The sequence below is a fragment of the Streptomyces sp. NPDC015127 genome (assembly GCF_043080095.1).
Taxonomy (GTDB): domain Bacteria; phylum Actinomycetota; class Actinomycetes; order Streptomycetales; family Streptomycetaceae; genus Streptomyces.
In genome coordinates this window covers 393,747-416,572 of the sequence record NZ_JBIBVE010000003.1, presented here as the reverse complement: position 1 = coordinate 416,572, position 22,826 = coordinate 393,747, and the positions used below count along the sequence as shown (strand labels likewise).

Here is a 22,826-nt window from a genome sequence, read left to right as displayed (position 1 = left end):
TCAGCCCTTCTTCTTCGGCACCTTCTTGGTGATCTCGATACTGGTGTCCAGACCCTCGCCGGACTTGAGGGCGGTCCAGAAATCACCGTTCTCCCGCAGGACGATCGTCACGCCCTTGCCACGATAGATCAGTCCCTCCGGCTCGCCCTTCTTCAACGTGCCCTTGCCGACGAGTTCGAACGTGCCGTCCTTGATCGCGTTCGCGATGTCGTCCCGGAAGCGCGGCCCGTCCTCCTTGAGCTTCTTGTACTTGGTGCCCAGGGCGTCCTCGACGAGCTTCTTGTGGCGCAGGAAGTGGTCCTTGAACTTCTTCGGGTCGCCCTCACCGACGTCCGGCTTCCTGGCGGCCTCGACCTCCTCGGGCGACATGTCGCAGTCGTTGTTGTGCACCAGGGCGTCGGCCGGGCCGACCCCGACGAAGTAGGTGTGCACGCCGGCCACCGCGAGGTCGTGCGTCGTCTGCCGCTGCACGTAGTGCCGGGCCGCCACCACGGTGAGACTGCCGCCGGCCTCCGTACGGAGCCGTGCGCCGGGCCGGATGTCACCGGCGTCCTCCCAGCGGCGCTCGCCCACGAGCCAGAACGGGTGCGTGTCGGTGGCCGTGACGACGGCGGTGCCGGAGGCCGTCCGCACCGTGAGCCGGGTGAACTCCTTGTCGTCGTACGTCGTGAACGTCCGGGTGACCCGCCGGCCGCCGCTCTCCCCGGTGACGGGGTCCGCGGCCGCCACCCGCATGCCGACCCGCACGGTCTCGATGGGCACCCGGCGTCCGTCCGCGAGCAGGACAGGCGTGCCGGGCAGGAAGCTGTGCCGGACGGGACAGGTCGTCGGCTTGTCGTCGGGCTTGTCCTCGTCGGGTTTCTTCTGGTTCGGGTCGTACTTCTTCTTGGCGTCGTCGAGCGCCTTCTCGGCGTCCTTGACGCGCTTGCGGTTCTTGAGGAGACCGGTCAGCCCGTCGTAGAGGTCGCCGCCGTGCTTCTTGAGCCGCTGGATGAGCTCGTACGCCTTCTTCCACTTCCATGGCGCGCCGTACTTGGCGGCGAGTTTGCCGACCGCACCGCCGACGAGACTGAGCAGCACGTTGATGAGCGTCTCGGTACACGCCCCCATGTCGCCCTTGGTGACGCAGTCGAGGGCGTCGGTGATGCCGAGCTCGTCGGCGAGGATCTTGGCCAGCTCCTTGGCGGCCTGGACAGCCTTGTCCTGGTCGGCCTTCTCGGCGGCCTGGGCGTCCTGGAGGTCCTTGAGCGCCTTCTCGTAGGCGATCTGCTCCGGTGACTTGGGCACGTCGCCGTTGTCGCCGGCCGGCTGGTCGGCCGGTCCGTCGTCGGCTGGGTCGCCGTCCTGGGCCTCGTTCTGCCGGCCCCCGTCGCCGCAGTCCCCGCCGCCCCCGATCCGGCACACCTGCGCGCTGATCTTCTGCGTCAGCTCCGCGCCGATCCCGGTGGCCACCAGGGAGCCGATGATCGCCACGACCACCAGTCCGAGACCCACGTACTCCAACGGCGTCTGGCCGCGGTCGTGCCGACGGCGCTTGCGCAGCCCAAGCAGACGCGCATCGGTACGTGGAAGGACCGTCCGCAGCAACCGGCGGCAGTCTCGGCGCAGTTCCCCCAGAGCAGACATGCCGTCACGCTACGGGCGACGGCGGCGCCCGTCATGGGCCCACGGACCCATCACCGGGCTCAACGTGCCAGGCGCAGGCGGGCGTTGCCGCTCATGCCCGTGAGTCAGCTCCGGCGGCCGCGGACCGGCTCCCGCGCGTCGTGCTCCTGCCGCGCCTGCTCGACCTTGTCCAGGTTGAGGGCCGACCACTCGGCGAGTGAGGCGAACAGCGGTGCCAGACTGCGCCCCAGCTCGCTGATCTCGTACTCGGCCCGCGGCGGCACCTCGGCGTGGTACGTGCGCACGACGAGCCCGTCACGCTCCAGTTGCCGCAGCCGCTGGGTCAGGACCTTGGGCGTGATGGAGGTGATGCGGCGTTCCAGCTCGACGAATCGGTGCCGGCCGTAGGTGTGGAGCGCCCACAGGATCGGTGTGGTCCAGCGGCTGAAGACGATGTCGACCACCGGGGCGATGGGGCAGGCCTGTTCCGGGTCGAGATCGGGACGAGCCACGTCGAGTGTGCTGTCGGTCACAACAAGCCCCTCTCCCCATTACTTTCCTCTAGGTACCTAGTGTGCCCGCGCCGATAGCTTCCTCGGGACATCGCAGAACGCGACAACCGGGAGCGAACATGATCGTGGTAACTGGTGCTACGGGCAACGTCGGACGGCCCCTCGTACGGGCGCTCGCCGCGGCCGGCGAGCAGGTGACAGCGCTCTCACGGGGCATATCGGCGCCACCGGACGTACCGGCGGGCGTAGGGCACCGGCAGGCCGATCTGGCCGATGCGGAGAGCCTGGGGCCCGCGTTCGACGGCGCGGACGCGCTGTTCCTGCTCTGCTCCGGCGACATGCTGGCGGCCGGCGCCGACGCGGGCGCCATCCTCGACACCGCGCGGGCCGGCGGCGTCCGGCGGGTCGTCTTCCTGTCCTCCCAGGGGGTCGGAACCGGGCGCCACTCCCCGGAGTTCGAGGAGGGCGTCAAGCGGTCGGGCCTGGAATGGACGGTGCTGCGGCCCGGCGGCTTCGACTCCAACGCCTTCCAGTGGGCGGAGGCCGTCCGCACGGGGCGTACCGTCACCGCACCGTTCGGAGATGTCGCGCTGCCGGTCGTCGACCCGGACGACATCGCCGCGGTCGCCGACGCCGCGCTGCGCGAACCGGGCCACGGCGGCGCCACGTACGTCCTGACCGGGCCGGCGCCTGTCTCGCCGCGACAGCAGACCGCGGCGATCGGGGACGCGCTGGGCGAACCGGTCCGGTTCGTCGAGCAGAGCCGTAGGGAGGCCCGGACGCAGATGCTGCGGTTCATGCCCGAGCCGGTCGTGGAGGCCACGCTCGGCATCCTGGGCGAGCCGTCGCCCGCGGAGCAGCGGGTCAGCCCGGACGTCGAACGGGTCCTGGGCCGCGCGCCCCGTACGTTCGCCGAATGGGCGACGCGGAACGTGGCGGCGTTCAGGTGAGTGCGCCCTGAGCCGACCACGGCCAGTGGCCGGGACGCACGAGGGCCGGGCCGCGTCGTGCGATGCGGCCCGGCTCTCGTGTCACCCCTGTGAACCGCCACTGCGCGGGTAGGAGACCTCCACGCGCCGGTTCTTCTTGCGGCCCTCCTCATGGGAGTTGTCGGCGATCGGGAACTGCTCGCCGTAGCCGCGGACCTCGTACGTGATCCCCGCGTCGCCGAGCGCCCTCGCCAGGACGGAGTGCACGGCGTCCGCCCGCTGCTTCGACAGGACGTCACCGTGGGCGGATGACCCGAGGTTGTCGGTGAACCCGAAGACGCGGACCTGCTTCGCGTTCTCCTTCTTGATCTCGTTGGCGATGGCCTGGATCCGGCCGTTCGCCGCCGGGCTGAGCTTCGCGCTGTCCTTGCCGAAGAGGACTTCGGCCTGAAGGGCGTACTTCACGTCGGAGTTGGTGTCCTCGCGACGCTCCTCACCGCCCTCGGACTCGATGACAGACTTGATGTCCAGCACCTTGGCGGGAGCGAGCGTGGCGCCGTCGACCATCTTCAGGCCGGGGTCGTCCGCGTCCACCTCGACGGGCGGCGAGGCGGACGCCTCGGTGCCCGGCGGCACGCTCGGCTTGTCCTCGGCCCGCGCCTCGGACGCGGACAGGACGTGGGAGCCGACCAGGAGGGCCGCGGCGGTGAAGGCCGTGAGCACGAACCGGGTGGAGGGCCGGCGCATGGGGTTGTGGGTCATGGCGCCGCTCACCCGGAGATCTCGAGGGTGGTGTTCTGGAACGACGGCAGCTGGAAGTCGACTTGAGTCGTGGACTCCGGCGGCGCCGGGAACTGCATGAAGATCGGCATCTTCTTGCCCGCGTCCACCTGGGTGAATCCGGACGTGCAGAGGCACCGGCCCTCGGTGTCACGCAGAACGTAGTAACGCTTCTTGCCCACCTTGTCGACGAGCGTTGCGCCGCCGACCGACTGACCGCCGCCTCGCAGTTCCTCTTCCGTCCCGCGCCATTCCGTCGTCGCGTAATAAGCCGCACTGCCGGTGTTCTCCACCACGGCGTTGACGGTGACGAACCCGCCGGAGTCCCTCTCGATCGAGTTGACCTTCAGGACCATTCCGTCCTTGCCCTGGACCGTGGCGATCACCTTGCTGGTGTCCGGCTGGGCCGAGGCCCCACCGGAGCCCTTGTCCCCCTTGTCGGACGGCTTGCTGCTGGACGAGCTCGACGGCTCCTCCTTCTTGTTCCCGTCCCCCCCACAGCCGGCCACTGTGAGGGCCAGGGCGGCGGTCACCACCACCGCTGCCGCCCCCCTGCGGGCCTTCAGGATGCGCCGAATGCTCATGAATCGAGTTCCTTTTCTCGTCGTTCGCTTGTCAGTCGACCAATTGGACGTCGAAGAGGTCCTTCGCGTCTGGCAGGTCCGTCGGGTCGTCCTGGAGGTCCCAGCTCTTGTTCTTGCAGGTGAGCGTGGGAAGGATCTCCGCGTCGTCGGGAAGCTCGAAGGTGCACAGCGGCTTGACCGCGGCCTTGGCGTCAGCCGTGGCGAACTCGCTCTCCGTACCGGGGATGATCGAGTCACCGATCGGCTTCTTCGTCTTCACGCTGACCTTGTAGGTCAGCCACGGGTACGGTTCGGAGTAACAGGGCTCGGTCAGTACCGCCCCGTTCTTCTCGGCAAAAACCGTCGCTGCACCACACGCTTCGATCGGAATCCTGCCGTCGAAGATGTCCTGCCAGGTGGTCGGGTCCGCGAGGGAGTCGAGCCACTCGCCCGTGAGCTTCTCCCGGGCGTCCTGTGCCGCCGCAAGCGCCGCGGCATCCGCGGCCCCCTGCGCGGTGTTCCTGGTGGCCGACGCCTGACCCACTGCAAAGAATGCGAACGCGAGGAAGAGCAGGCCCCCCACCATCACCACATAGATGGGGAATGCCTGCCCTTGGTCCTTCGTACTGCGGTTCGCCAAGCGGCTCAGCCGGCCTTGATCTTGTCGATCTGCTCGTTGATCTTCTGCGTGATCTTGCCGCCGATACCCGTACCCACGATCGCACCGATGATCACGACGACCACCATGATGATGCCCAGGTACTCCAGCGCGGTCTGGCCCTTGGAGCGCTCGCGGTCGGTCATGCGGCTGATGACCGTGTTCTTCCAGCCGTTGACGCGGACCTGCGTGTCGACCGCGGCCTTCAGCAGAGTGTCGTTCGACATGTCGTCCCCCTTCGGGTTCGGCCGACCGGTGGTCGGCCGACTCGTACGTCTCCGTTGCGATGCCAGAAACGTACGGCGGACGAGCGGTCCCCGAAGAGGGCCCCAGGGCCCAATCCGGGGCCCAAACGGCGACTTGGGCCCTGCGGCCCACCGGTTCAGCCACGACCCCTCCCCGGACCGCGGTCGGTGCGTGCCGTGCCGATCCAGACGGCGATGGCCTCGCTCCTGCTGACACTGTGAAGCTTCGCGAAGATGCGATTGATGTGGTTCTTGACCGTCTTCTCACTGATGAAGCAGGTGGCGGCGATCTGCTGGTTGCTCATGCCCGACGCGATCAGGTCCATCACCTCCACCTCCCTCGCACTCAGGCCGAACTCGTCCTTGTCCCGGGCAGGTTGAGGCACACCGGCGGAGGGCCCGGCGTCACCCCCGTGCCGCACGGACGACTGTCCCACATTCGATTGCAGATGCGAAGCATCTTCGCCCGGATTCCATGAAGTCGAGACAATCGGAGTGGGTGGGCGCGCCCCCGCGGCCGGTTGGCCTCCGGTGGGCGGGGGCACCTGATACGCCGCGCCGAGGCCGTCCGGCAGCGGCAGGCCGGCACTCGTGGCATGACCGCCGCGGAACTCGGCCAGGAGCGCGTTCGCCGCCGTCGCCGTGAAGTGGGCGCGACCCTCCTTCACATCCCGTACGGCGGCGACCAGCTGGTCCGCGGTGAACTCGCCGTGCACCAGGTAGCCGCCCGCGCCCAGCCTCAGCGCCTCCTGCACGATCTCGTTCTCACGGCTGTACGTCAGCATCATCACCGGTGCGGACCGCACCAGGTACGGGAGGGCCGAGATGCCGTCGACGCCCGGCATGCGGACGTCGAGCAGGATCACGTCCGGCCGGTGTGCCTGGGCCGCCTCCATCGCCTGCCGGCCGTCGGCGGCCTCGGCGACCACGCGGATGTCGTCGCGTCCGCCGAGCAGGACGGTCAGCCCTGCTCTGACGACCGGGTTGTCGTCCGCGACGACCACGCGCAGAGGTGACGGGGCCGGTGGGGGGAACGGGACAGGACCCTGCGACGCTCCCGGCGGGTCCGAGTGGAGCGGTGTGGCGTGGGACGACGTGTGCTGCGAGGCGTGGGGGGCGATGAACTGCTGACCCGAGGTGCGTGAGCTCTCGTCCGGCATCGTGCGGCCTCCTCTCAGGAGTTGGTGCTTCGTGGGGACAGGTGCGTGCTGTGTCAGGGGGCGGTCCGGTCCGTGACGGTCTGCGGGGCCGGGCCGGCGGGCAGGACGGCCGCCAGGGGCAGGTCGAGGCGCACCTCGGTCCCCGCGGCCGTCCTGCCGCGGCCGATACGGATCCGGGCGCCGATGCCCGCGGCGCGCTCGACCATGCCGACCAGGCCGAAGTGCCCGGCCTTGCGCAGGGACGCGAGGGTGGTGCCGGCCGGCAGTCCGCTGCCGTTGTCGAGGACGCTGACGCGCAGCATGCCGTCGACGATGCCGGTCTCCGCCCTCACCCGGGTGGCCTGGGCGTGGCGGCTGCTGTTCTCCAGGGCCTCGGTGGCGATGGTGAGCATCTGGCGGGCCACGGCGCGGGGCACGGGCGGTACGGGCGGGCCGCCGAGCCTGCGGAACTCGGTGGCGATGCCGGTGCGCCGGCCGAAGTCGTCGACCTTGGCGTGCAGCTCCTCGGTGACGTCGACGCCGTCGGCGCGGAGGTCGTCGCTGCGCCGCAGGTCGCTGAGCAGTTCTCGGGACTCGGCGGCCGCGCGGCGGGCGGAGCGGGCGACCAGTTCGGCCTGGTGCTTGACGGTGAGCGGGTCCATGCGGTCGACGGTGGAGGCGAGGCCGTCGGCGGCGAGGGCCAGCCCGTGCAGGGTCTTGGCGACGGAGTCGTGCATCTCGCGGGCCAGCCGTGCCCGTTCGCCGCCGACGGCCTCGGTGACGGCGAGCCGGGCGCGGGCCTCGGTGAGGGCCTGGCTCGCGGTGCCGAAGCGCAGCAGCAGGTTCCGCAGGGTGACGCCGATGGCGCCGGCGACGATGCAGAAGCCGGGCAGGAGGAGGGAGTTGCTGGCGGTGGCGACGGCGTCGGAGTCGGCGCCGTAGACGGCGAAGAGGATCAGGGCCTGGAGGCAGGCGAAGAAGGCCGCGCCGCGCCACCCGTAGGCGAGTCCGGCGAGCAGGGGCGTGCAGATGGTGACGTAGCCGAGGGTGCTGTCGGGGCCGGCCGTGACGAGCAGGAGGGCGCCGAAGAGGGCGTCCACGGCGAGCAGCGCCGGGTACCTGAGGAGCAGTGGGCCCCAGCGCTCCCAGTCGCGGAAGAGCCCGTACGAGAACATGAAGGTGACGAGCACGCCGGACGCCACCAGGTAGGTGGGCAGGCCCGGGTTGGCCGCGCCGAGGGCCAGCGGGGTGGCCAGGGCGATCATCGCCAGCCGGAAGCCGAAGACCTGGCGGCACAGCGCCTGCAGGGCGTTGACCTGGATGGCCAGGGTCGGCATCTGGTCCGGATCGGCCGCGGCACGGGCCAGGGAGGCCGGTCCGAGACCTCCCGTTATCCTCCCGATGTGCAGGGCCACTGCTCTCCCCCCTCTGGCGGCGGCGACGGCGGCGGCGGTGACGGCGTCACGGTGTCAGCCTCCGACCGAGCTGAAGTCGGCGTTGGCGCCGAAGACGAAGGCCGCGACGAGGAGGATCATGGTCGCCGGGACCATGATCGACGTGATGGTCAGCGTGGCCTTCGGGACCGCCTTGGACGCCCTGCGGCGGGCGTTCTGGGCGTCGGTGCGGCGCATGTCGTTGGCGATCTGGATGAGTGTCTCGGTGATCGGCGCGCCCAGCTCCTCGCCCTGCTGGAGAGCGGTGACGAACTGGGCGACCTGCTCCGACTCGTTGCGCCGGCGGAGCTCGTCGAACGCTTTGCGGCGGCCCACGCCCATGTCCATCTGGCGCAGGGTGATACGGAGTTCGTCGGCCCAGGGGCCCTCGTACTTGTCTGCGACGCGTTCCAGGGCCTCCCGGAAGCCGAGGCCGGCACTGACGACGACGGCGAGGACGTCGAGGAAGTCGGGCAGGGTGCGCTCGATCTGCTCCTTGCGCTGCCGGATGGCGGCGAAGATGCCGACCTCCACCCAGAACAGCCCGAACGCGACCATGAAGAGAGCGAGGAAGGGCTGCCCGCGCAGGATCATGGCGAAGGCCCCGAAGAGGCCCAGGAAGCCGTAGACGGCGCGGCGGGCGGCGTACCGGTCGATGGTGAGGCCGCCGGGGTTTCCGGCGAGGTCGATCTTGCGGCGGACCTTGTTGACCCGCGCGGGGCCCATCATCCGCAGCACCGCGGGGGCGTAGCGCATGCCGAGGCGGTCGACGGCGGAGCCGACCGCCGTGGTGCGGGTGGCGCCGACCTCCAGGGCGACGGCGAGGTCGCCGGGGAGCTTGGCGTCGGCGCGGTACATGCGGATGCCGTGGAAGGCTCCGGCGACGCAGAGTGCCACGGCGAGGGCGAGGCCGAGTCCGATCATCGCGGTGCGCTCCTCCTCAGACGTCGATCTTGGACAGCCGGCGGATGACGAAGACGCCGAGCCCGTAGAGCACGAGGGCGACGACGACGGCGGTCTGGCCGAGGAACGAATTGGTCATGCGGTCGATCGCGCCGGGCATCACGCGGTCGAGCAGCAGCAGAGCGCCGAGTCCCATGGCGGGGACGGCGTAGGCGGTCATGTTGACCTGGGAGAGCTGGGTGCGGACCTCGCGCCGGGTCTCCTTGCGTTCCTCCAGCGTCTCGGTGAGGTTGCGCAGGGAGCCGACCACGGTGCCGCCGGCCCGGTTGGACAGGACCAGGGTGGTGACGAGGACGACGAGTTCGCGGGAGGGCAGGCGTTCGGCGAGTTCGCCCAGGGCGTCGTCGATCGAGTGGCCGACGGCCAGCTTGTCGGCGACCCGGCCGAGTTCCTCGCCGGCCGGTGCCTCCAGTTCCTCGGCGGCCATGGACAGGGCGGTGCGCAGGGCGAGACCGGCCTGGGTGGCGTTGGCGAGGATGCGGGACAGCTCGGGCAGCTGGTTGATGAACTTCTCGATGCGCTTGGTGCGCTGCCAGTTGAGGAAGGCGAACGCGCCCCAGATGCCGAGCACTCCCGCGATGGGGCCGAAGAAGGAGGCGAAGAGCGTCTGCGCGGTGACCCAGAGTCCGGCGATGCCCGCCACCATGTACACGAAGAACTCACCGGGTGTGAGGTCGAGTCCGGTCGCGGCGAGGCGCAGCTCGATCTTCCTGCCGAGGCCGGTCTGCCGCAGCCGGCGGTCGACGGCGCCGAAGCGCCGCCGGCGCCCGCCGGCCCCCTCCGTGCCGCCTGCGTGGGAGAGCCGGTCGAGCAGCGCCTGGTGCTGCGAGCGGCCCGAGGACCAGGCGTGGACGCCCATCACCCCGAGCACGCCGAACAGCAGCGTGCCACCGATCGTGAGCAGTGCGATATGCGTCATGGGGGCTACCTACTTGGCCTCTCGGACGGCGAGCTGGTCCTCGTGTGCGGCGACACCGAAGGCCTGCGGGACGGGCTGACTCGCCATGAAGAGCCGGTCGGCGAGACGCCGCGGGAGGGGGAAGTGCTCGTACTTTCCGTGGACGCGTCCGTCCGCGCCCATCGGCTGGGCGTCGAACCGGGCGACACTGGCGAGCCGGTACGGCTCCTGGCCGCGGGAGTCGAGGACGGCGATCTCGCTGATCTTGCGTGCGCCGTCGGCGTGCCGGGTGAGCTGCACGATGCAGTCGACGGCGCTGTTGATCTGGTCGCGCAGCGCCTCGAAGGGAATCTTCACCTCGGACATGGAGGCCAGCGTCTGCAGGCGCATCAGCGCGTCCTCGGCGCTGTTGGCGTGGACGGTGGCGAGCGATCCGTCGTGACCCGTCGACATGGCCTGGAGCATGTCGAGGGTTTCGCCGCCGCGGACCTCACCGACGACGATGCGGTCGGGGCGCATACGCAGGGAGTTGCGCACCAGGTCGCGAATGGTGATGCGGCCCTTGCCCTCGACGTTCGCCGGGCGGGACTCCAGGCGGATCACATGCTGCTGCTGGAGCTGGAGCTCCGCGGAGTCCTCGATGGTGATGACCCGTTCGCCCTCCGGGATGAGTCCGGACAGCGCGTTGAGCAGGGTCGTCTTACCGGTGCCGGTCGCTCCCGAGACGATGATGTTCAGCCGGGCCTGCACGAGGGCGGAGAGCAGATAGAGCATGTGCTCGTCGAGCGAGCCGAAGCCGATCATCTCCGAGAGCGTGAAGGCGCGGGGGAAGCGCCGGATGGTGAGGGTGGGACCGGACAGGGCCAGCGGCGGGATGATGACGTTGACCCGCTCGCCGGAGGGAAGGCGGGCGTCGACCATCGGGTTGGACTCGTCGACCCTGCGGTTGACCGTCGAGACGATGCGCTCGATGGTCTGCATGAGCTGTTCGTTGGAGGCGAAGCGCAGCGGCAGCAGTTCGACCCGGCCACCGCGCTCGACGAAGATCTGGTCCGGCCCGTTCACCATGATCTCGGTGATGGACGCGTCCTCCAGCAGCGGTTCCAGCACGCCGAGGCCGAGCGCCTCGTCCACGACCCGGCGGATGAGCTGGGAGCGCTCGGACGCGGAGAGGACCGGCCCCTCACGGCTGATGATGTGCCCGAGCACGCGCTCCAGCCGCGCCCGGCGCTCGGCCGCGGCCAGCGCCGACATCTCCGCGAGATCGATCTCCTCGAGGAGCTTGGCCCGGTACGTGGCCACCAGATGGCCGTCGTCCCGTCCGCCCCCTCGGTCCTCGGGGGCCGTGATGCGTGCCCGCAGGCTCATGTGCGACTCCTTGGCTGTGCCGGTGCGGTGGTGCTGCTCAGTCCGTGGGCATGGTGGAGCTGCGCTCGGCGTACCCCCAGTCGTCGATTCCGGGAACGACGGACGGGATCCTGACCCGGACCGTCGCGGTCACCTCGCCGCCTCCCGGCCGTGCGCTGTAGCCGAAGTCCCCCGGCCCGTCGCTCAGCCAGTCGCTGACGGCGCTGCGGCCCGCGTGGCCGCCGTTCGTCCGGCCGTTGTCGTCGCTCTCCGCGCGGGCGGCGGCCTGGGCGGCCGTGCCCGCCTGGGAGGTGGCGTAGGCGGCGACGCCGAGCTGGACGGCGGCGAGCGCGAGGATCAGCAGCAGGGGAAGGAACCCGGCGAACTCCAGGGCCACCTGCCCCCGGTCGCGCCTCTTGGGGGTGTCCGGGGTCACCACGCTCCCCCTTCCGCCACCGCGCCGGCGTGGCCCTTGACGTCGAAGGGGAAGTCGACGAAGCCGGGGAAGAGGACGGGCACCTTGAGCGTCACCTCGGCCTCGTACATGCCGCCGGAGGCCGGCCCGCAGTCGACCTGCGCGGGCCGCCAGGTGCCGAGGTCCTCCTCGGCCGCGGCCTTGCACCGCCCCCCGGGATCGGGGGCGTCGGCCGCTCCCTGCCGGGCGCCCTCGTCGGCCGCGTTGCCCGCGCGGATGTAGGTGTAGCCCAACAGGGCGGACTGCCACAGCAGGACGCAGACGACCGCGATGAGCGGCAGCATGCCCAGGAACTCGACCGCCACCTGCCCCCGGTCCCCGCCGCGCCTTGGTTCCCGCGGGTCAGGGCCCGGCGCGGTACCGGCCCGACCCGCGTTCGTTGGTGCGCTCAGCACGCGCATCTCTCAACTCTCCCCCTTGAGGCCGCCGCCTCGCCGGCGGCGTACGCCGATGGAGCCCCGGTCGCCCCGGAACCTACCGGCCTTGTCCTTCCCTTCGGGCGCTTTCACGATGCCCAGTTCGCCCGCCAGTCCCCACAGGGCCTGCTTCACCGTGGACTTGGCCTCCAGGTCCTGCATGCGGCCCGCGTCGACGGCGCCCTGGAGCTCCTTGAAGTTCGCGGGGACGACGGATCGCGCGGCGCGTGTGCCGGTGATCCGTTCGATCAGGGCGGGCTGGATCTCGGTGTTGCGGATGAACCGGTTGACCAGCGTGATCGTCTCCTCCGCCTTGCGGATCTGCAGCCGGTCCCAGAGCCGGACCATGCGCTTGGCGGCCCGGACCGCCACCACGTCCGGGGTGGTCACCAGCACGGTCGTGTCGGCCATCTCGATCGCGGCCGCGTTGGCGCTGTTCATCTGGGTGCCGCAGTCGATGACCACGACCTCGTAGCGGTTGCGCAGGGCGCTGACGATCTGGCGCACCGCCCTGTCGTTGACCTCTTCGCCGCGTTCCCCGTCGGCGGGGGCGAGCAGCAGTCCGATGCCGGTGTCGTGGGCGAAGACGGCGTCCTGGAGCACGCGGGGGGATATGTCCTGGATGCCGGCGAGGTCGACGATCGACCGCCTGAACTGGACATCCAGGTAGGACGCCACGTCGCCGGCCTGGAGGTCCATGTCCGCCAGCGCCGTGGTCATGCCGGAGGCGCGGGCGGCCAGGGCGAGCTGGACCGCGGTGAGGGTGGTGCCGACGCCGCCCTTGGCCCCGGACACGGTGAGCACGATGCCGCCGGGGCCGGTGAACACGTCGCCGCTGTGCCCGAGATGGCGGCGCACGCCGAGCGACCAGGAGGCCGCTGCCTGGACCCGCTGGGTCAGTTCCTCGTACGAGAGCGGCAGGGCGACCAGACCGCGGGCGCCGGAGTCCATGGCCGCCGAGTAGAGGCCGGGGCTCGCGTCGGCGGTGACGAGGACGACTCCGACCGCGGGGAAACGCAGGGCCACCTCCCGGATCAGCTCCAGGGCCGGCACCGGTCCGATCCGCTCGTGCACCAGCACGACCTCGGGCAGCTCGTCCAGTGATTCGCCCGCCAGGCGCGCGAGCGTGTCGAGCAGCGAGGTCGAATCCGCCACGGGCGCGGCCGGCTCGGCCTCGGGCAGCTGGCTGAGCAGGGTGGAGATGGATCGGGCGGCGTCGGCGTCACCGACGGCCGGGAGGATGCGTGTCGTCATCCGGCCCTCACTTGTTCCTGTCCTCGTCGAGGGTGTACTTGCCTTCACCCGGACGAAGCGTGGTCGGACTGCCCTTGGCGATCAGGGCCAGGCGTACATGGACGGCGAACGACTCGGCGAACGCCACGCGCTGGGCGTCCTGGGTGTTCAGGGCGAACGTGATGGGCACGGCCTGGGTCGCGGCGGCATCGCGGTCGTCACCCTTGGGCTCCAGGGCGGTGAGCCTGCCGACGTCGATGACCTTGGCGTTGGGGACGATGATCCGGGACTCGGCGACCTGGCCCTGGTCCTTCCCCTCGTCGTCGAAGGTGGCGAAGATGTTGACCAGGTCGCCCGGGGTGATCTTGCCCGCGACACCGGTGGCGGCGTCGATCATGATGGCGATCTCCTGCTCGCCGTTCTCCAGTGCGGGGCGCTTGACGATCATGTCGACCTGGAGAAGCGACCCTTTGTGCAGCTGGGTGACGGCGATCTTTCCCTGCACCACGGATATGTCGGTGACCGCACTCGCCGGCAGCCAGCGCTTCGGCATCGAGATCTTTTCGAACTGGCTCGGCTGGAGTTCCGTATAGGGAGCGACGTCCGATGTGACCCGGTAGGCCGTCACTTCCGGCCCGACCTTCGAATTCACATCGCTGATCACCGAAAGCACGCCGACGAACGCGCCGAAGGCGCACAGGACGGACAGGAGCAGAAGAATGACACCGCGGCGCTGCCGTGAATTCATGAGCGGGACAACCTCGTGGGGAGACGTGGACGGGTGGCGGACAGTGCGGGGACGGCCGGTGCCCGTGCCGGGTTTCCCCGTCACCGGTCCGGTCGACCGCCCTGGTATGGCTACGACCCTTGACGCATAGGTGTTCCGTGGTTCAGGACACCGGGGCCGGAGGTTTGGTTCTCCGCCGGCGCGAGCGGCGCCGAACAGAATCCGCAGCGGTCGCCGATGATTTCAAGGCCGCACCAGGAGCACTTCTCCCGTTTGACGGACGAGACCAGCTGGTAGATGAGCGTGATGTCGGGGAGGTAGGCGGCGAATTCGATCATTTTCGAGGTGCCCCACCACGTCGGTGAATCACCCGGCAGGGCGGTCTCGTGCAGGGCCTGGCAGCGCCAGGCGGGGGCGAGGGTCGCGGTGACCCAATCGCTCTGCAGCTGCCCCTTGGCGACGAGCAGCTGGTGGCCGAACTCCGGGCCGGTGAGCTCTCCGCCGCCGAGCCTGACCAGCTGCGGCTCCGGGTTCGCGAGGACCGCGAACTGGGAGCCCGGCACCCACGACTTGGCGTGCGACTTGAGGCTCACCGGCACCCGGTCGAGCCGGGCGACCGAGTTCAGCAGGGCCCCGGCGTGGATGTAGTGCGCCAGGAGCCGGGCCGCGGAGGCGACGATGCCCGCGCTGAAGTCGCAGATCGACAGCTGGCGCAACTGGCGGACCAGCACGGCGACACCGAGCGGCGGCAGCGCCAGCTTCATCAGGGCGATGCGGTCGCTCTCCAGGACGGAGCGCACGGTGTGCAGTCTGCGCTCGTGCGCGACGGGGATCGAGGCCGGATACAGCGCCACCACGTACCCGTGCTGACCCAGCAGCACCTGCATGTCGACCAGCGCGGCGTCCAGGGGCTGCCGGTCCGGCGCCGGCAACAGCGCGGCCGTGGGCGTGTGTTGGTCGGTGGGCGGTAGCACCAGGTCAGCACTGGTGACAGCGATCGCGGTCTGCACGCTCATTTCCCCGTTCGAATCCGGCCGCCGAACGTACGGCGACCGCTTCTTCCCTGCTCGTGCTGCTGCATCAGCACTCTAACCACGTCCTGTGACGCAGAGAACACCTTTCAGGTCCCCCGGAGGCAACCCGTACGGCTCGCACACCACTAAAGGCGGACGAAGTCGTCAATGGTCAACTCCTGTCACATTGCGCCGAACTGCCGTGACCAGGGCTCCTTTTGGGCCCCGTATTGGGTCCGCGGACCCACGCCAGGCGCTCCGAGCCGTGCGTACGCTCCGATTCCGATTTCGCGTGCGAAAACGTGCGCGGCCTGGGAGGGGGACGCCGGATGAGACGGGACCGGGGGGCGACGGCGACGGAGTATCTCGGGGTGATCGTGGTCGTTGCCACCGTCGTCGGAGCCGTGAGCGGCTCGGGCATCGGCAGCGCGATCACCGAAAAGATCATCTGTGCGATCGACGGCGGCCGGTGCGGCAATGGCGGCACATCCCAGGCAGCGCCCAAAACCGACGCCGACTACGAACCCCCGCTCTGCCAGATCTCCTCCATCAGCGACAAAGCCGGAGCGAAAGCCAAGATCCTTTTCATCGAGTGGGGCGAGGAATACGGCTTCCAGCAGCAGACCTTCCGCGCCAGGAACGACGTCAACGGCGACGGCAAGGTCGACGACAACGACCAGCAGGTCACGATGACCTTCACCGACGCGGCGTCGCTCGCCGCCAAGAAGGACTGGAAACCCGGTGCCAAGATCGGCAAGTTCGGCTCCGACAAGGTCGAACTCGGGGCCGGGATCAAGGTCACCAACGGAGACACCTGGGTCTTCGACAGCGAGGCCGACGCCAAGGCGTTCCGGGACGACATCGAGCTGCTCAAGACCTACGAACTCACCAACCGGCACGTGAACGCGCGCGGCGGCGGCCTCGGCAGCAGCATCCTCTACCTCTTCGGCAAGGGGCCCATGGCCGAGGAGGAGAAGCTGCGCAACCGCATCGAGGAGAAGCTGGGCGACCGGCACATCAGCTACGGCAAGGTCGGCCTGGAGGCCGGCGCGGCCGGCGGGCTCAAGGTGAGCGCAGGCGACGAGAAGAAGCTGAGCGCCACGCTCGGCGGCACGTTCAAGTTCTCGCCCGAGGCCACCTGGACCGACAACAACCACCGGGGCACCAAGTCCTACACGTACTCGGCCGCCATCGAGTACGGCGGCAAGGTCGGCTACGAGGCGGGGCCGATCAGCGGGGAGTCGTCCGCGTCCACCACGCAGACCGGCACCGTCACCGTCACCCACGACAAGAAGACCGGCGAGCTGCTGCGCATCGACATGACCCGTACCGTCGAGAAGGGCGCCACCAAGGACGGTGCCAAGGTGGGCGGCGACAACGGCAAGACCGGCGACGACAAGCGCGGCGGCAGCGGCGGCGTCAAGGGCTCCGACCAGACCACGGGCATCGAGGTCGTCACCAACTCGATCGTCCTCAAGCCGGGCGCCGAGGGCGCAGAGCAGCGCAGGATCGCGCAGGCGTGGCTGGACGGCAACGGGGACCGCGGAGCGCCCTTCAGCTACATGTTCTCCGACCACTCGCCGACGACCCGGCCCGGCAACGACGACCCGTTCGGGCAGCTGCTCTTCGACGAAGGGCTCTCCAGCCGGACGACGTACACGGGGCAGACGGAGGCGGCGGAGTACGGCTTCGAGCTCAACCTGGGGCTGAGCCTCGGGTTCTCGGTGTCGACCGAGAAGAAGGAGGAGACGCTCGACAACGCCCATTTCCTCGGGGCGCCGAGCGGAAACAGCCGTGACTACGTCCCGTACAGCTACTGTGCGAATTGACCGGGCCGAGGGGAGCGCACACACCATGAGCAGCAGCATCCGCGTCAGCATCCGGAGCGGGCGAGCGGTGACCGGGCGGCGGAGCACGGGCCGGCAGGCGCTCGCGTCAGCCGTTCTCGCCGCGGCCCTCTCGCTCACCGCCGCGTGCGGGAACGGCTCGGCCGGGGCCGAGGTCCCCGAGGGCTGGTCCGAACTCGACACGGCCTCCGTCACGGTGGCCCATCCGCCGGAGTTCAGAGAGCAGGGCGCGGCCGAACGCAGCAAGTTCAACGCGGCCGCCGCCACCCTGGAGGAGGGCGGCCGGACGGTCGCCATGATCTCCGTCCAGCTCAACTACACGAACGCCGATTCGGTGGAGGAGGCCGCGATCGGCGCCGAGGCCGGTATCGCGCTCGGCTCCACCCTCAAGGGGCAGGAGGACCTGAGGGTGGCGGGCCCGGAGAAGGTGCGGGACGCCAAGCGGATCGACTTCGCCTTCACCTCGACCGGCGAACAGGGCACGCCCGCCAAGGGCACCCGGGTCGCGGGCGTCATCGTCGCCGGGCTCGACTCCAACGAGTCGACGTACGCGGTGCGGATCGACGCGGCCGAGGGGCAACTGTCCGACGACGAGCTGAAGAAGATCATCGACAGCATCGCGGTCAGGTAGTGGACCGTCTTCCTGCACGCGTCGACGCTCTGGAGGCCCATCCATGACGCGCTACGGCCACCCGGCGGTCCCCGCCCGGCGGGACGACGGGCCGCGGGCGGGGATCCTCGCCCTGATGAAGTGCTGGGCAGCGGGCATCGTGGTGCTGCTGTTCACCGAGTACCTCCAGGTCACCCTGGTCTACGACACCCTCGACTCCGCCGGCCGCCTCGGCTCGTTCGGAGGGCGGCTCCTGCTGGTCCACCTGCCGAACGCGCTGTGCATCGCGCTGTCCGTCTGGGCCGCCGCCCGCCTGCACCGGCCGCCCTTCCGCCACGGGACCGTCCGCCATCTTGCGGCGGCCCTCGCCGTGCCCGTGGCGGCCCAGCTGCTCAACATGGCGATCCAGTGGCAGGAGCTGGCCGCCGAGGGGCTGTTGATGTCCAACGCCGTACTGGTCCTCGGCTGCGTGGCGGGGTGGGCCGCCGACCGGCTCCAGGAAGAGGACTGAAGGCGGGCGGGCGAAGGCCGGCCTTCCGCCAGGGGTCTTGACAACCACATTGGTCTGGACCAACTTGTACCTCCACGGTGGCCACCGTTCCGGGACTCGTCTCCGGATACCTCCACACCCCCCAACTCCCCCACCGGAGGCTGCAAGTGGACCGCACCACACGCGCACGCAGATGGCTCGGCGCCGGCCTGGCGCTGGCCGTCGGCACCGGACTCGGTCTCATGGGTACCACGGGCACCGCACAGGCCGCCGACGTGAACGTCGCCAAGAACGCGGGCTTCGAGTCGGGGCTCGCCAACTGGACCTGTTCCGCGGGCAGCGGGACCTCGGTGTCCTCCCCCGTGCACGGCGGCACCTCGGCCCTCAAGGCCACCCCCGCAGGCCAGGACCACGCCAAGTGCACCCAGACCGTGGCTGTCAGGCCCAACTCCACGTACACGCTGAGCGCCTGGGTCCAGGGCGGCTACGCCTACCTCGGCGCGAGCGGCACCGGTACGAACGACGTGTCCACCTGGACGCCGGGGACCGGCAGCTGGACCAGGCTGTCGACCTCCTTCACCACGGGCGCGAACACCACCTCGGTGACCGTCTTCACCCACGGCTGGTACGGCCAGGCCGCCTACTACGCCGACGACGTGAGCGTCTTCGGCCCCGACGGCGGAGGCGGCACCGACCCCGACCCGGCCGTCCCCGCGGCCCCGGGTGCTCCTGCCGTCGGAACCGTCACCTCCTCGTCCGTGGCGCTGAGCTGGGGCGCGGTGTCCGGTGCGACCGGCTACCACGTCTACCGCGACGGCGTCAGGGTGCAGTCGGTGACCGGGACGTCGGCGACCGTGACCGGGCTGGCCGCGAACACCTCGTACAGCTTCCAGGTCAGTGCGACGAACACGGCCGGCGAGTCCGCGAAGTCGGCGGCGGTGACCGGCAGGACGTCCGGCAGCGGGACGAACCCCAACCCGGCCGTGCCGAAGCACGCCCTCACCGGCTACTGGCAGAACTTCGACAACGGCGCGACCGTGCAGAAGCTGCGGGACGTGCAGGCGCAGTACGACATCATCGCCGTCTCGTTCGCCGACTCCACCGCCACACCGGGGCAGATCACCTTCAACCTCGACCCGGCCGTCGGCTACGCCTCCGTCGCCGACTTCAAGGCCGACATCGCCGCGAAGAAGGCCGCCGGCAAGTCGGTGATCATCTCGGTGGGCGGCGAGAAGGGCAACGTCACCATCAACAGCGACGCGTCGGCGACGGCCTTCGCGAACAGCGCGTACGCCCTGATGCAGGAGTACGGCTTCAGCGGGGTCGACATCGACCTGGAGCACGGCATCAACTCCACCTACCTGACCAAGGCGCTGCGCCAGCTGTCGGCGAAGGCCGGCTCGTCCCTGGTCCTGACGATGGCCCCGCAGACCATCGACATGCAGAACACCGGCACCGAGTACTTCAAGACCGCGCTCGCCGTGAAGGACATCCTCACGGTGGTCAACATGCAGTACTACAACAGTGGTTCGATGCTCGGCTGCGACGGCAAGGTCTACTCACAGGGGTCGGTCGACTTCCTGACGGCGCTCGCCTGCATCCAGCTGGAGGGCGGTCTGGACGCCTCCCAGGTCGGCCTCGGCGTCCCCGCGTCGACGCGCGGAGCCGGCAGCGGCTACGTCGACCCGTCCGTCGTGAAGAACGCGCTGGACTGCCTGGCCCGCGGCACCAACTGCGGCTCCTTCAAGCCCGCGAAGACCTACCCGTCCCTGCGCGGTGCGATGACCTGGTCCACCAACTGGGATGCGACCGCCGGCAACGCCTGGTCCAACGCGGTCGGCCCACACGTCCACAACCTGCCGTAACGGCTCCCCGACCGCCGAGGGCCCGTGCCACCGCTCCCCCGGCGGCACGGGCCCAGAGGGTGTCGCCTACCAGGGCAGTTCCCGCACCTGCTGCACGCACAGCACGACGAACAGCAGGCCCGCTCCCGCCAGCATCACGTTGCTGAGGATGCCGTTGCGCCACTCGGCGGGCGTACGGGAGGAGTTGAGCAGCCAGACCAGGGTGAGCGCGAGGAACGGCATGAAGAACGCGCCGATCACGCCGTAGACGATCACCAGGCCGAACGGCTGGTCCAGGAAGAGCAGGGCGATGGGCGGGAAGGTCAGCCAGAGCAGGTACGCGCGGAACGGCAGCGACTTCTCCCGGCTGCCGGACGCCACCTCCTCGCCCGTCGTCGACGCGCCCCTCTTGCGGTAGTTGGAGACGAAGTCCGCGAACATCAGGCTCACGCCGTGCCAGACACCGATCAGCGAGGTGAAGGACGTGGCGAAGAAGCCGACGAGGAAGAGCTTGGAGGTGGCGGTCCCGTAGCGGTCGGCGAGGATGCCGCTCAGGTCGAGCAGGCCCTTGTCTCCCTTGGCCAGCGCGATGCCGGAGGAGTGCAGCAGCTCCGCCCCGACGAAGAGCATGGAGACGACGAAGATGCCGGTCGTGATGTAGGCGACCCGGTTGTCCAGGCGCATCACCTTCATCCAGCCGGTGTCGGTCCAGCCCTTGGCGTTGACCCAGTAGCCGTACGCGGCGAGCGTGATGGTGCCGCCGACGCCGCCGATCAGGCCGAGGGTGTAGATCAGCGAGCCGTCCGGCAGGACCGGCGCGAGGCCCGCGAAGGCGTCGCCGAGGTTGGGGGTCACCCGGATGGCCAGGTAGACGGTGACGACGAACATCACGCCGACCAGCACGGTCATGACCTTCTCGAACACGGCGTACTGGTTGAACCAGACGAACGCAAGCCCGACCAGACCGCACAGCACGGCCCACCACTTGAGGTCCATGGTGCCGGGGAAGAGGGCGTCCAGCGGGAGTGCGCTGGAGGACATCGCGGCCGCGCCGTAGACGAAGCCCCAGATGACGACGTAGACGACGAAGTACCCCGTCGTCCAGGACCCGAGGCTGCGCCAGCCGTCGAAGAGGGTCCTCCCGGTGGCGAGATGCCAGCGTCCGGCCGCCTCCGCCAGTGCGATCTTCACGACGCATCCGATGACCGCGGCCCACAGCAGTGTGTAGCCGAACTTGCTGCCGGCGATGAGGGTGGCGACCAGGTCGCCGGCGCCGACGCCCGTCGCCGCGACGACGATGCCCGGCCCGATGTACCGCCAGCTCGACTTGCGCGGCCGGGAGACGGCCTCGCCGGTGTTCTCTTCTGTGGTGCCTGTCATGCGCAGCAGCCTTCCCACTCGTCCCACGATGTGACGGGGTTACCCAAGCGGGGCCCCGTTGATCCCACAAGGGGCCGGGCAGGTGTTCGGAATCCGGCGCACCGGGCGGATGGCCGGGAGTCGCTATTGACCGGAGCATGCCAGGGTCGCACCATGAGCGCGCGAGCCCGCTCGGGCGTACGCCGCTCCGCCGCGGTGGCCGCCGGGCCCGCAACCACCCGTGCCGCACACCGGCAGAACCCGCACACCCGCACAGGCACCGCCGCCGCGCACCCGCACACCCGCACCCACCCCGCAACCCGCACACCCCGCACACCCCGCACACGCACTGAGCAACCCCCCACATCTCAGGAGCAGTTGCATGCGAATACGCCCTTTGGGAAGGCGCTCCGCCGCGCTCGCGGCCGTTGTCGCCCTCGCCGTGGCAGCACCCCTGACCGCGAGCGCCTCACCGTCGGCGGACCGGCCATCGCCGGCCGCCTCCGGTGAGGAGGAACGCACCCGGCAGTACCGCATCCACGGCCCCGAAAGCGCCGCCGACCGCACGGCCGTCGCCGCCACCGGGGTGTCCATCGACGAGGTGGACGGCCACACGATCGTCGTCAGCGCCGACGCCGCCCAGGCGAAGCGGCTGCGCGCCCTCGGACACACCCTCACACCGCTGCCGGCGCCGCCGGACCGCGCGGCCGCCGCCGCCGAGCCGTTCGACTTCCCCTCGGCCGACGCCAAGTATCACAACTACGCCGAGATGACGGCCGAGATCAACCAGCGCATCGCCCAGTACCCGGCCATCATGAGCAAGCGCGTCATCGGCAAGAGCTACCAGGGCCGCGACATCGTCGCCGTGAAGATCAGCGACAACGTCGGCACCGACGAGAACGAGCCCGAGGTCCTGTTCACCCACCACCAGCACGCGCGTGAACACCTCACCGTGGAGATGGCGCTGTACCTGCTGCGCGAGTTCGGCGAGGACTACGGCACCGACTCCCGCGTCACGAACACGGTGAACAACCGCGAGATCTGGATCGTCCCCGACCTCAACCCGGACGGCGGCGAGTACGACATCGCGAGCGGCTCCTACCGCAGCTGGCGCAAGAACCGGCAGCCCAACTCCGGTTCCTCGTACATCGGCACGGACATGAACCGCAACTGGAACTACAAGTGGGGCTGCTGCGGCGGCTCCTCGGGCTCGCCCGGCTCCGACACCTACCGGGGCGCCTCCGCCGAGTCGGCACCCGAGGTGAAGGTCGTCGCGGACTTCGTCCGCTCCCGGGTCGTCGGCGGCAAGCAGCAGATCAGGACGGCCATCGACTTCCACACCTACAGCGAGCTGGTCCTGTGGCCGTACGGCTACACCTACAGTGACACGGCCGCCGGAATGACCCAGGACGACCGCGACGCCTTCGCCGCCGTCGGCCGGAAGATGGCGGCGAGCAACGGCTACACGGCTGAGCAGTCGAGCGACCTCTACATCACCGACGGCTCGATCGACGACTGGCTGTGGGGCAACCAGAAGATCTTCGGCTACACCTTCGAGATGTACCCGCGCTCCTCGTCCGGCGGCGGGTTCTACCCGCCCGACGAGGTGATCGAGCGCGAAACCGGCCGCAACCGCGACGCCGTGCTCCAGCTGCTGGAGAACTCCGACTGCATGTACCGGTCGATCGGCAAGGAGTCCCAGTACTGCACCGGGTGACCGGCCCCGCGCAGGGGCGCCCG

At 69.9% G+C, this 22,826-nt stretch carries 23 protein-coding genes; 6 read left to right on the top strand and 17 right to left on the bottom strand.

What is annotated here, in order from left to right; translation table 11 throughout:
- Both ACF08N_RS08175 and ACF08N_RS08170 read right to left on the bottom strand, forming a co-directional pair.
- Entirely contained in the window at window positions 1-1,626 is a 1,626-nt protein-coding gene (locus ACF08N_RS08175) for a Hint domain-containing protein (RefSeq protein WP_392323755.1), read from the bottom strand.
- 104 nt (window positions 1,627-1,730) lie between these two features.
- Window positions 1,731-2,138, bottom strand: a complete 408-nt coding sequence (locus tag ACF08N_RS08170; RefSeq protein ID WP_392323754.1) for a winged helix-turn-helix transcriptional regulator — start codon at window positions 2,136-2,138, stop codon at window positions 1,731-1,733.
- Window positions 2,139-2,236: 98 nt separating this feature from the next.
- On the opposite strand from ACF08N_RS08170, the gene ACF08N_RS08165 reads away from it, so the two are divergent.
- Window positions 2,237-3,067 carry an NAD(P)H-binding protein gene (locus ACF08N_RS08165; RefSeq protein WP_392323753.1) on the top strand — a complete coding sequence of 277 codons (831 nt, stop codon included), beginning with the start codon at window positions 2,237-2,239 and terminating at the stop codon, window positions 3,065-3,067.
- Between the two features lie 81 nt (window positions 3,068-3,148).
- Here the strand turns inward: ACF08N_RS08165 and ACF08N_RS08160 are convergent, their stop codons facing one another.
- From ACF08N_RS08160 to ACF08N_RS08095, 14 genes are all read right to left on the bottom strand, one after another.
- Window positions 3,149-3,808 carry an OmpA family protein gene (locus ACF08N_RS08160; RefSeq protein WP_392323752.1) on the bottom strand — a complete coding sequence of 220 codons (660 nt, stop codon included), beginning with the start codon at window positions 3,806-3,808 and terminating at the stop codon, window positions 3,149-3,151.
- Window positions 3,809-3,816: 8 nt separating this feature from the next.
- Window positions 3,817-4,410 carry a hypothetical protein gene (locus ACF08N_RS08155; RefSeq protein WP_392323751.1) on the bottom strand — a complete coding sequence of 198 codons (594 nt, stop codon included), beginning with the start codon at window positions 4,408-4,410 and terminating at the stop codon, window positions 3,817-3,819.
- 31 nt (window positions 4,411-4,441) lie between these two features.
- Window positions 4,442-5,029: a pilus assembly protein TadG-related protein gene (locus ACF08N_RS08150; RefSeq protein WP_392323750.1), complete on the bottom strand. Its 588-nt coding sequence runs from the start codon at window positions 5,027-5,029 to the stop codon at window positions 4,442-4,444.
- Window positions 5,030-5,034: 5 nt separating this feature from the next.
- Window positions 5,035-5,274 (bottom strand): hypothetical protein, encoded by a 240-nt coding sequence (locus tag ACF08N_RS08145; protein WP_392323749.1) that lies wholly within the window; start codon window positions 5,272-5,274, stop codon window positions 5,035-5,037.
- Between the two features lie 155 nt (window positions 5,275-5,429).
- Window positions 5,430-6,452: a response regulator gene (locus ACF08N_RS08140; RefSeq protein WP_392323748.1), complete on the bottom strand. Its 1,023-nt coding sequence runs from the start codon at window positions 6,450-6,452 to the stop codon at window positions 5,430-5,432.
- A gap of 53 nt (window positions 6,453-6,505) precedes the next feature.
- Window positions 6,506-7,768, bottom strand: coding sequence for a sensor histidine kinase (locus ACF08N_RS08135; RefSeq protein WP_392323747.1), 1,263 nt, complete (start codon window positions 7,766-7,768; stop codon window positions 6,506-6,508).
- Between the two features lie 132 nt (window positions 7,769-7,900).
- A complete protein-coding gene (locus ACF08N_RS08130; RefSeq protein ID WP_392323746.1) occupies window positions 7,901-8,788 on the bottom strand; it encodes a DUF5936 domain-containing protein in 888 nt (295 codons plus the stop codon).
- A gap of 16 nt (window positions 8,789-8,804) precedes the next feature.
- Complete coding sequence (locus ACF08N_RS08125; protein ID WP_392323745.1) at window positions 8,805-9,746, bottom strand: type II secretion system F family protein; 942 nt, start codon at window positions 9,744-9,746, stop codon at window positions 8,805-8,807.
- A gap of 9 nt (window positions 9,747-9,755) precedes the next feature.
- The gene (locus ACF08N_RS08120) at window positions 9,756-11,093 is read right to left on the bottom strand and encodes a CpaF family protein (protein ID WP_392323744.1); all 1,338 of its coding nucleotides are present in this window, start codon (window positions 11,091-11,093) and stop codon (window positions 9,756-9,758) included.
- A 37-nt stretch (window positions 11,094-11,130) separates the two neighbouring features.
- The gene (locus tag ACF08N_RS08115; RefSeq protein ID WP_392323743.1) at window positions 11,131-11,508 is read right to left on the bottom strand and encodes a TadE/TadG family type IV pilus assembly protein; all 378 of its coding nucleotides are present in this window, start codon (window positions 11,506-11,508) and stop codon (window positions 11,131-11,133) included.
- Window positions 11,505-11,852: a TadE family protein gene (locus ACF08N_RS08110; RefSeq protein WP_392323742.1), complete on the bottom strand. Its 348-nt coding sequence runs from the start codon at window positions 11,850-11,852 to the stop codon at window positions 11,505-11,507. Before ACF08N_RS08110 ends, ACF08N_RS08115 begins: the two co-directional genes overlap by 4 nt.
- A 99-nt stretch (window positions 11,853-11,951) precedes the next feature.
- Window positions 11,952-13,217 (bottom strand): CpaE family protein, encoded by a 1,266-nt coding sequence (locus tag ACF08N_RS08105; protein WP_392323741.1) that lies wholly within the window; start codon window positions 13,215-13,217, stop codon window positions 11,952-11,954.
- A gap of 7 nt (window positions 13,218-13,224) precedes the next feature.
- On the bottom strand, window positions 13,225-13,944 hold the full coding sequence (gene cpaB, locus ACF08N_RS08100) for a Flp pilus assembly protein CpaB (protein ID WP_392323740.1): 720 nt from the start codon (window positions 13,942-13,944) through the stop codon (window positions 13,225-13,227).
- A 110-nt stretch (window positions 13,945-14,054) separates the two neighbouring features.
- A complete protein-coding gene (locus ACF08N_RS08095; protein WP_392323739.1) occupies window positions 14,055-14,939 on the bottom strand; it encodes a hypothetical protein in 885 nt (294 codons plus the stop codon).
- A gap of 326 nt (window positions 14,940-15,265) precedes the next feature.
- Here ACF08N_RS08095 and ACF08N_RS08090 point away from each other — a divergent pair, with 326 nt between their 5' ends.
- The 4 genes from ACF08N_RS08090 to ACF08N_RS08075 all read left to right on the top strand — a co-directional run bounded on the left by ACF08N_RS08090 (window position 15,266) and on the right by ACF08N_RS08075 (window position 19,748).
- Window positions 15,266-16,765 carry a hypothetical protein gene (locus ACF08N_RS08090; RefSeq protein ID WP_392323738.1) on the top strand — a complete coding sequence of 500 codons (1,500 nt, stop codon included), beginning with the start codon at window positions 15,266-15,268 and terminating at the stop codon, window positions 16,763-16,765.
- A 25-nt stretch (window positions 16,766-16,790) separates the two neighbouring features.
- Window positions 16,791-17,414 (top strand): hypothetical protein, encoded by a 624-nt coding sequence (locus tag ACF08N_RS08085; RefSeq protein WP_392323737.1) that lies wholly within the window; start codon window positions 16,791-16,793, stop codon window positions 17,412-17,414.
- Between the two features lie 43 nt (window positions 17,415-17,457).
- Window positions 17,458-17,904 carry a hypothetical protein gene (locus tag ACF08N_RS08080; RefSeq protein ID WP_392323736.1) on the top strand — a complete coding sequence of 149 codons (447 nt, stop codon included), beginning with the start codon at window positions 17,458-17,460 and terminating at the stop codon, window positions 17,902-17,904.
- Window positions 17,905-18,050: 146 nt separating this feature from the next.
- Complete coding sequence (locus ACF08N_RS08075) at window positions 18,051-19,748, top strand: chitinase (RefSeq protein WP_392323735.1); 1,698 nt, start codon at window positions 18,051-18,053, stop codon at window positions 19,746-19,748.
- A 66-nt stretch (window positions 19,749-19,814) separates the two neighbouring features.
- Here ACF08N_RS08075 and ACF08N_RS08070 read toward each other — a convergent pair whose 3' ends face one another.
- Window positions 19,815-21,107, bottom strand: a complete 1,293-nt coding sequence (locus ACF08N_RS08070; RefSeq protein ID WP_392323734.1) for an Nramp family divalent metal transporter — start codon at window positions 21,105-21,107, stop codon at window positions 19,815-19,817.
- Between the two features lie 361 nt (window positions 21,108-21,468).
- Here ACF08N_RS08070 and ACF08N_RS08065 point away from each other — a divergent pair, with 361 nt between their 5' ends.
- A complete protein-coding gene (locus ACF08N_RS08065) occupies window positions 21,469-22,803 on the top strand; it encodes a M14 family metallopeptidase (RefSeq protein WP_392323733.1) in 1,335 nt (444 codons plus the stop codon).
- Window positions 22,804-22,826: the final 23 nt, after the last annotated feature.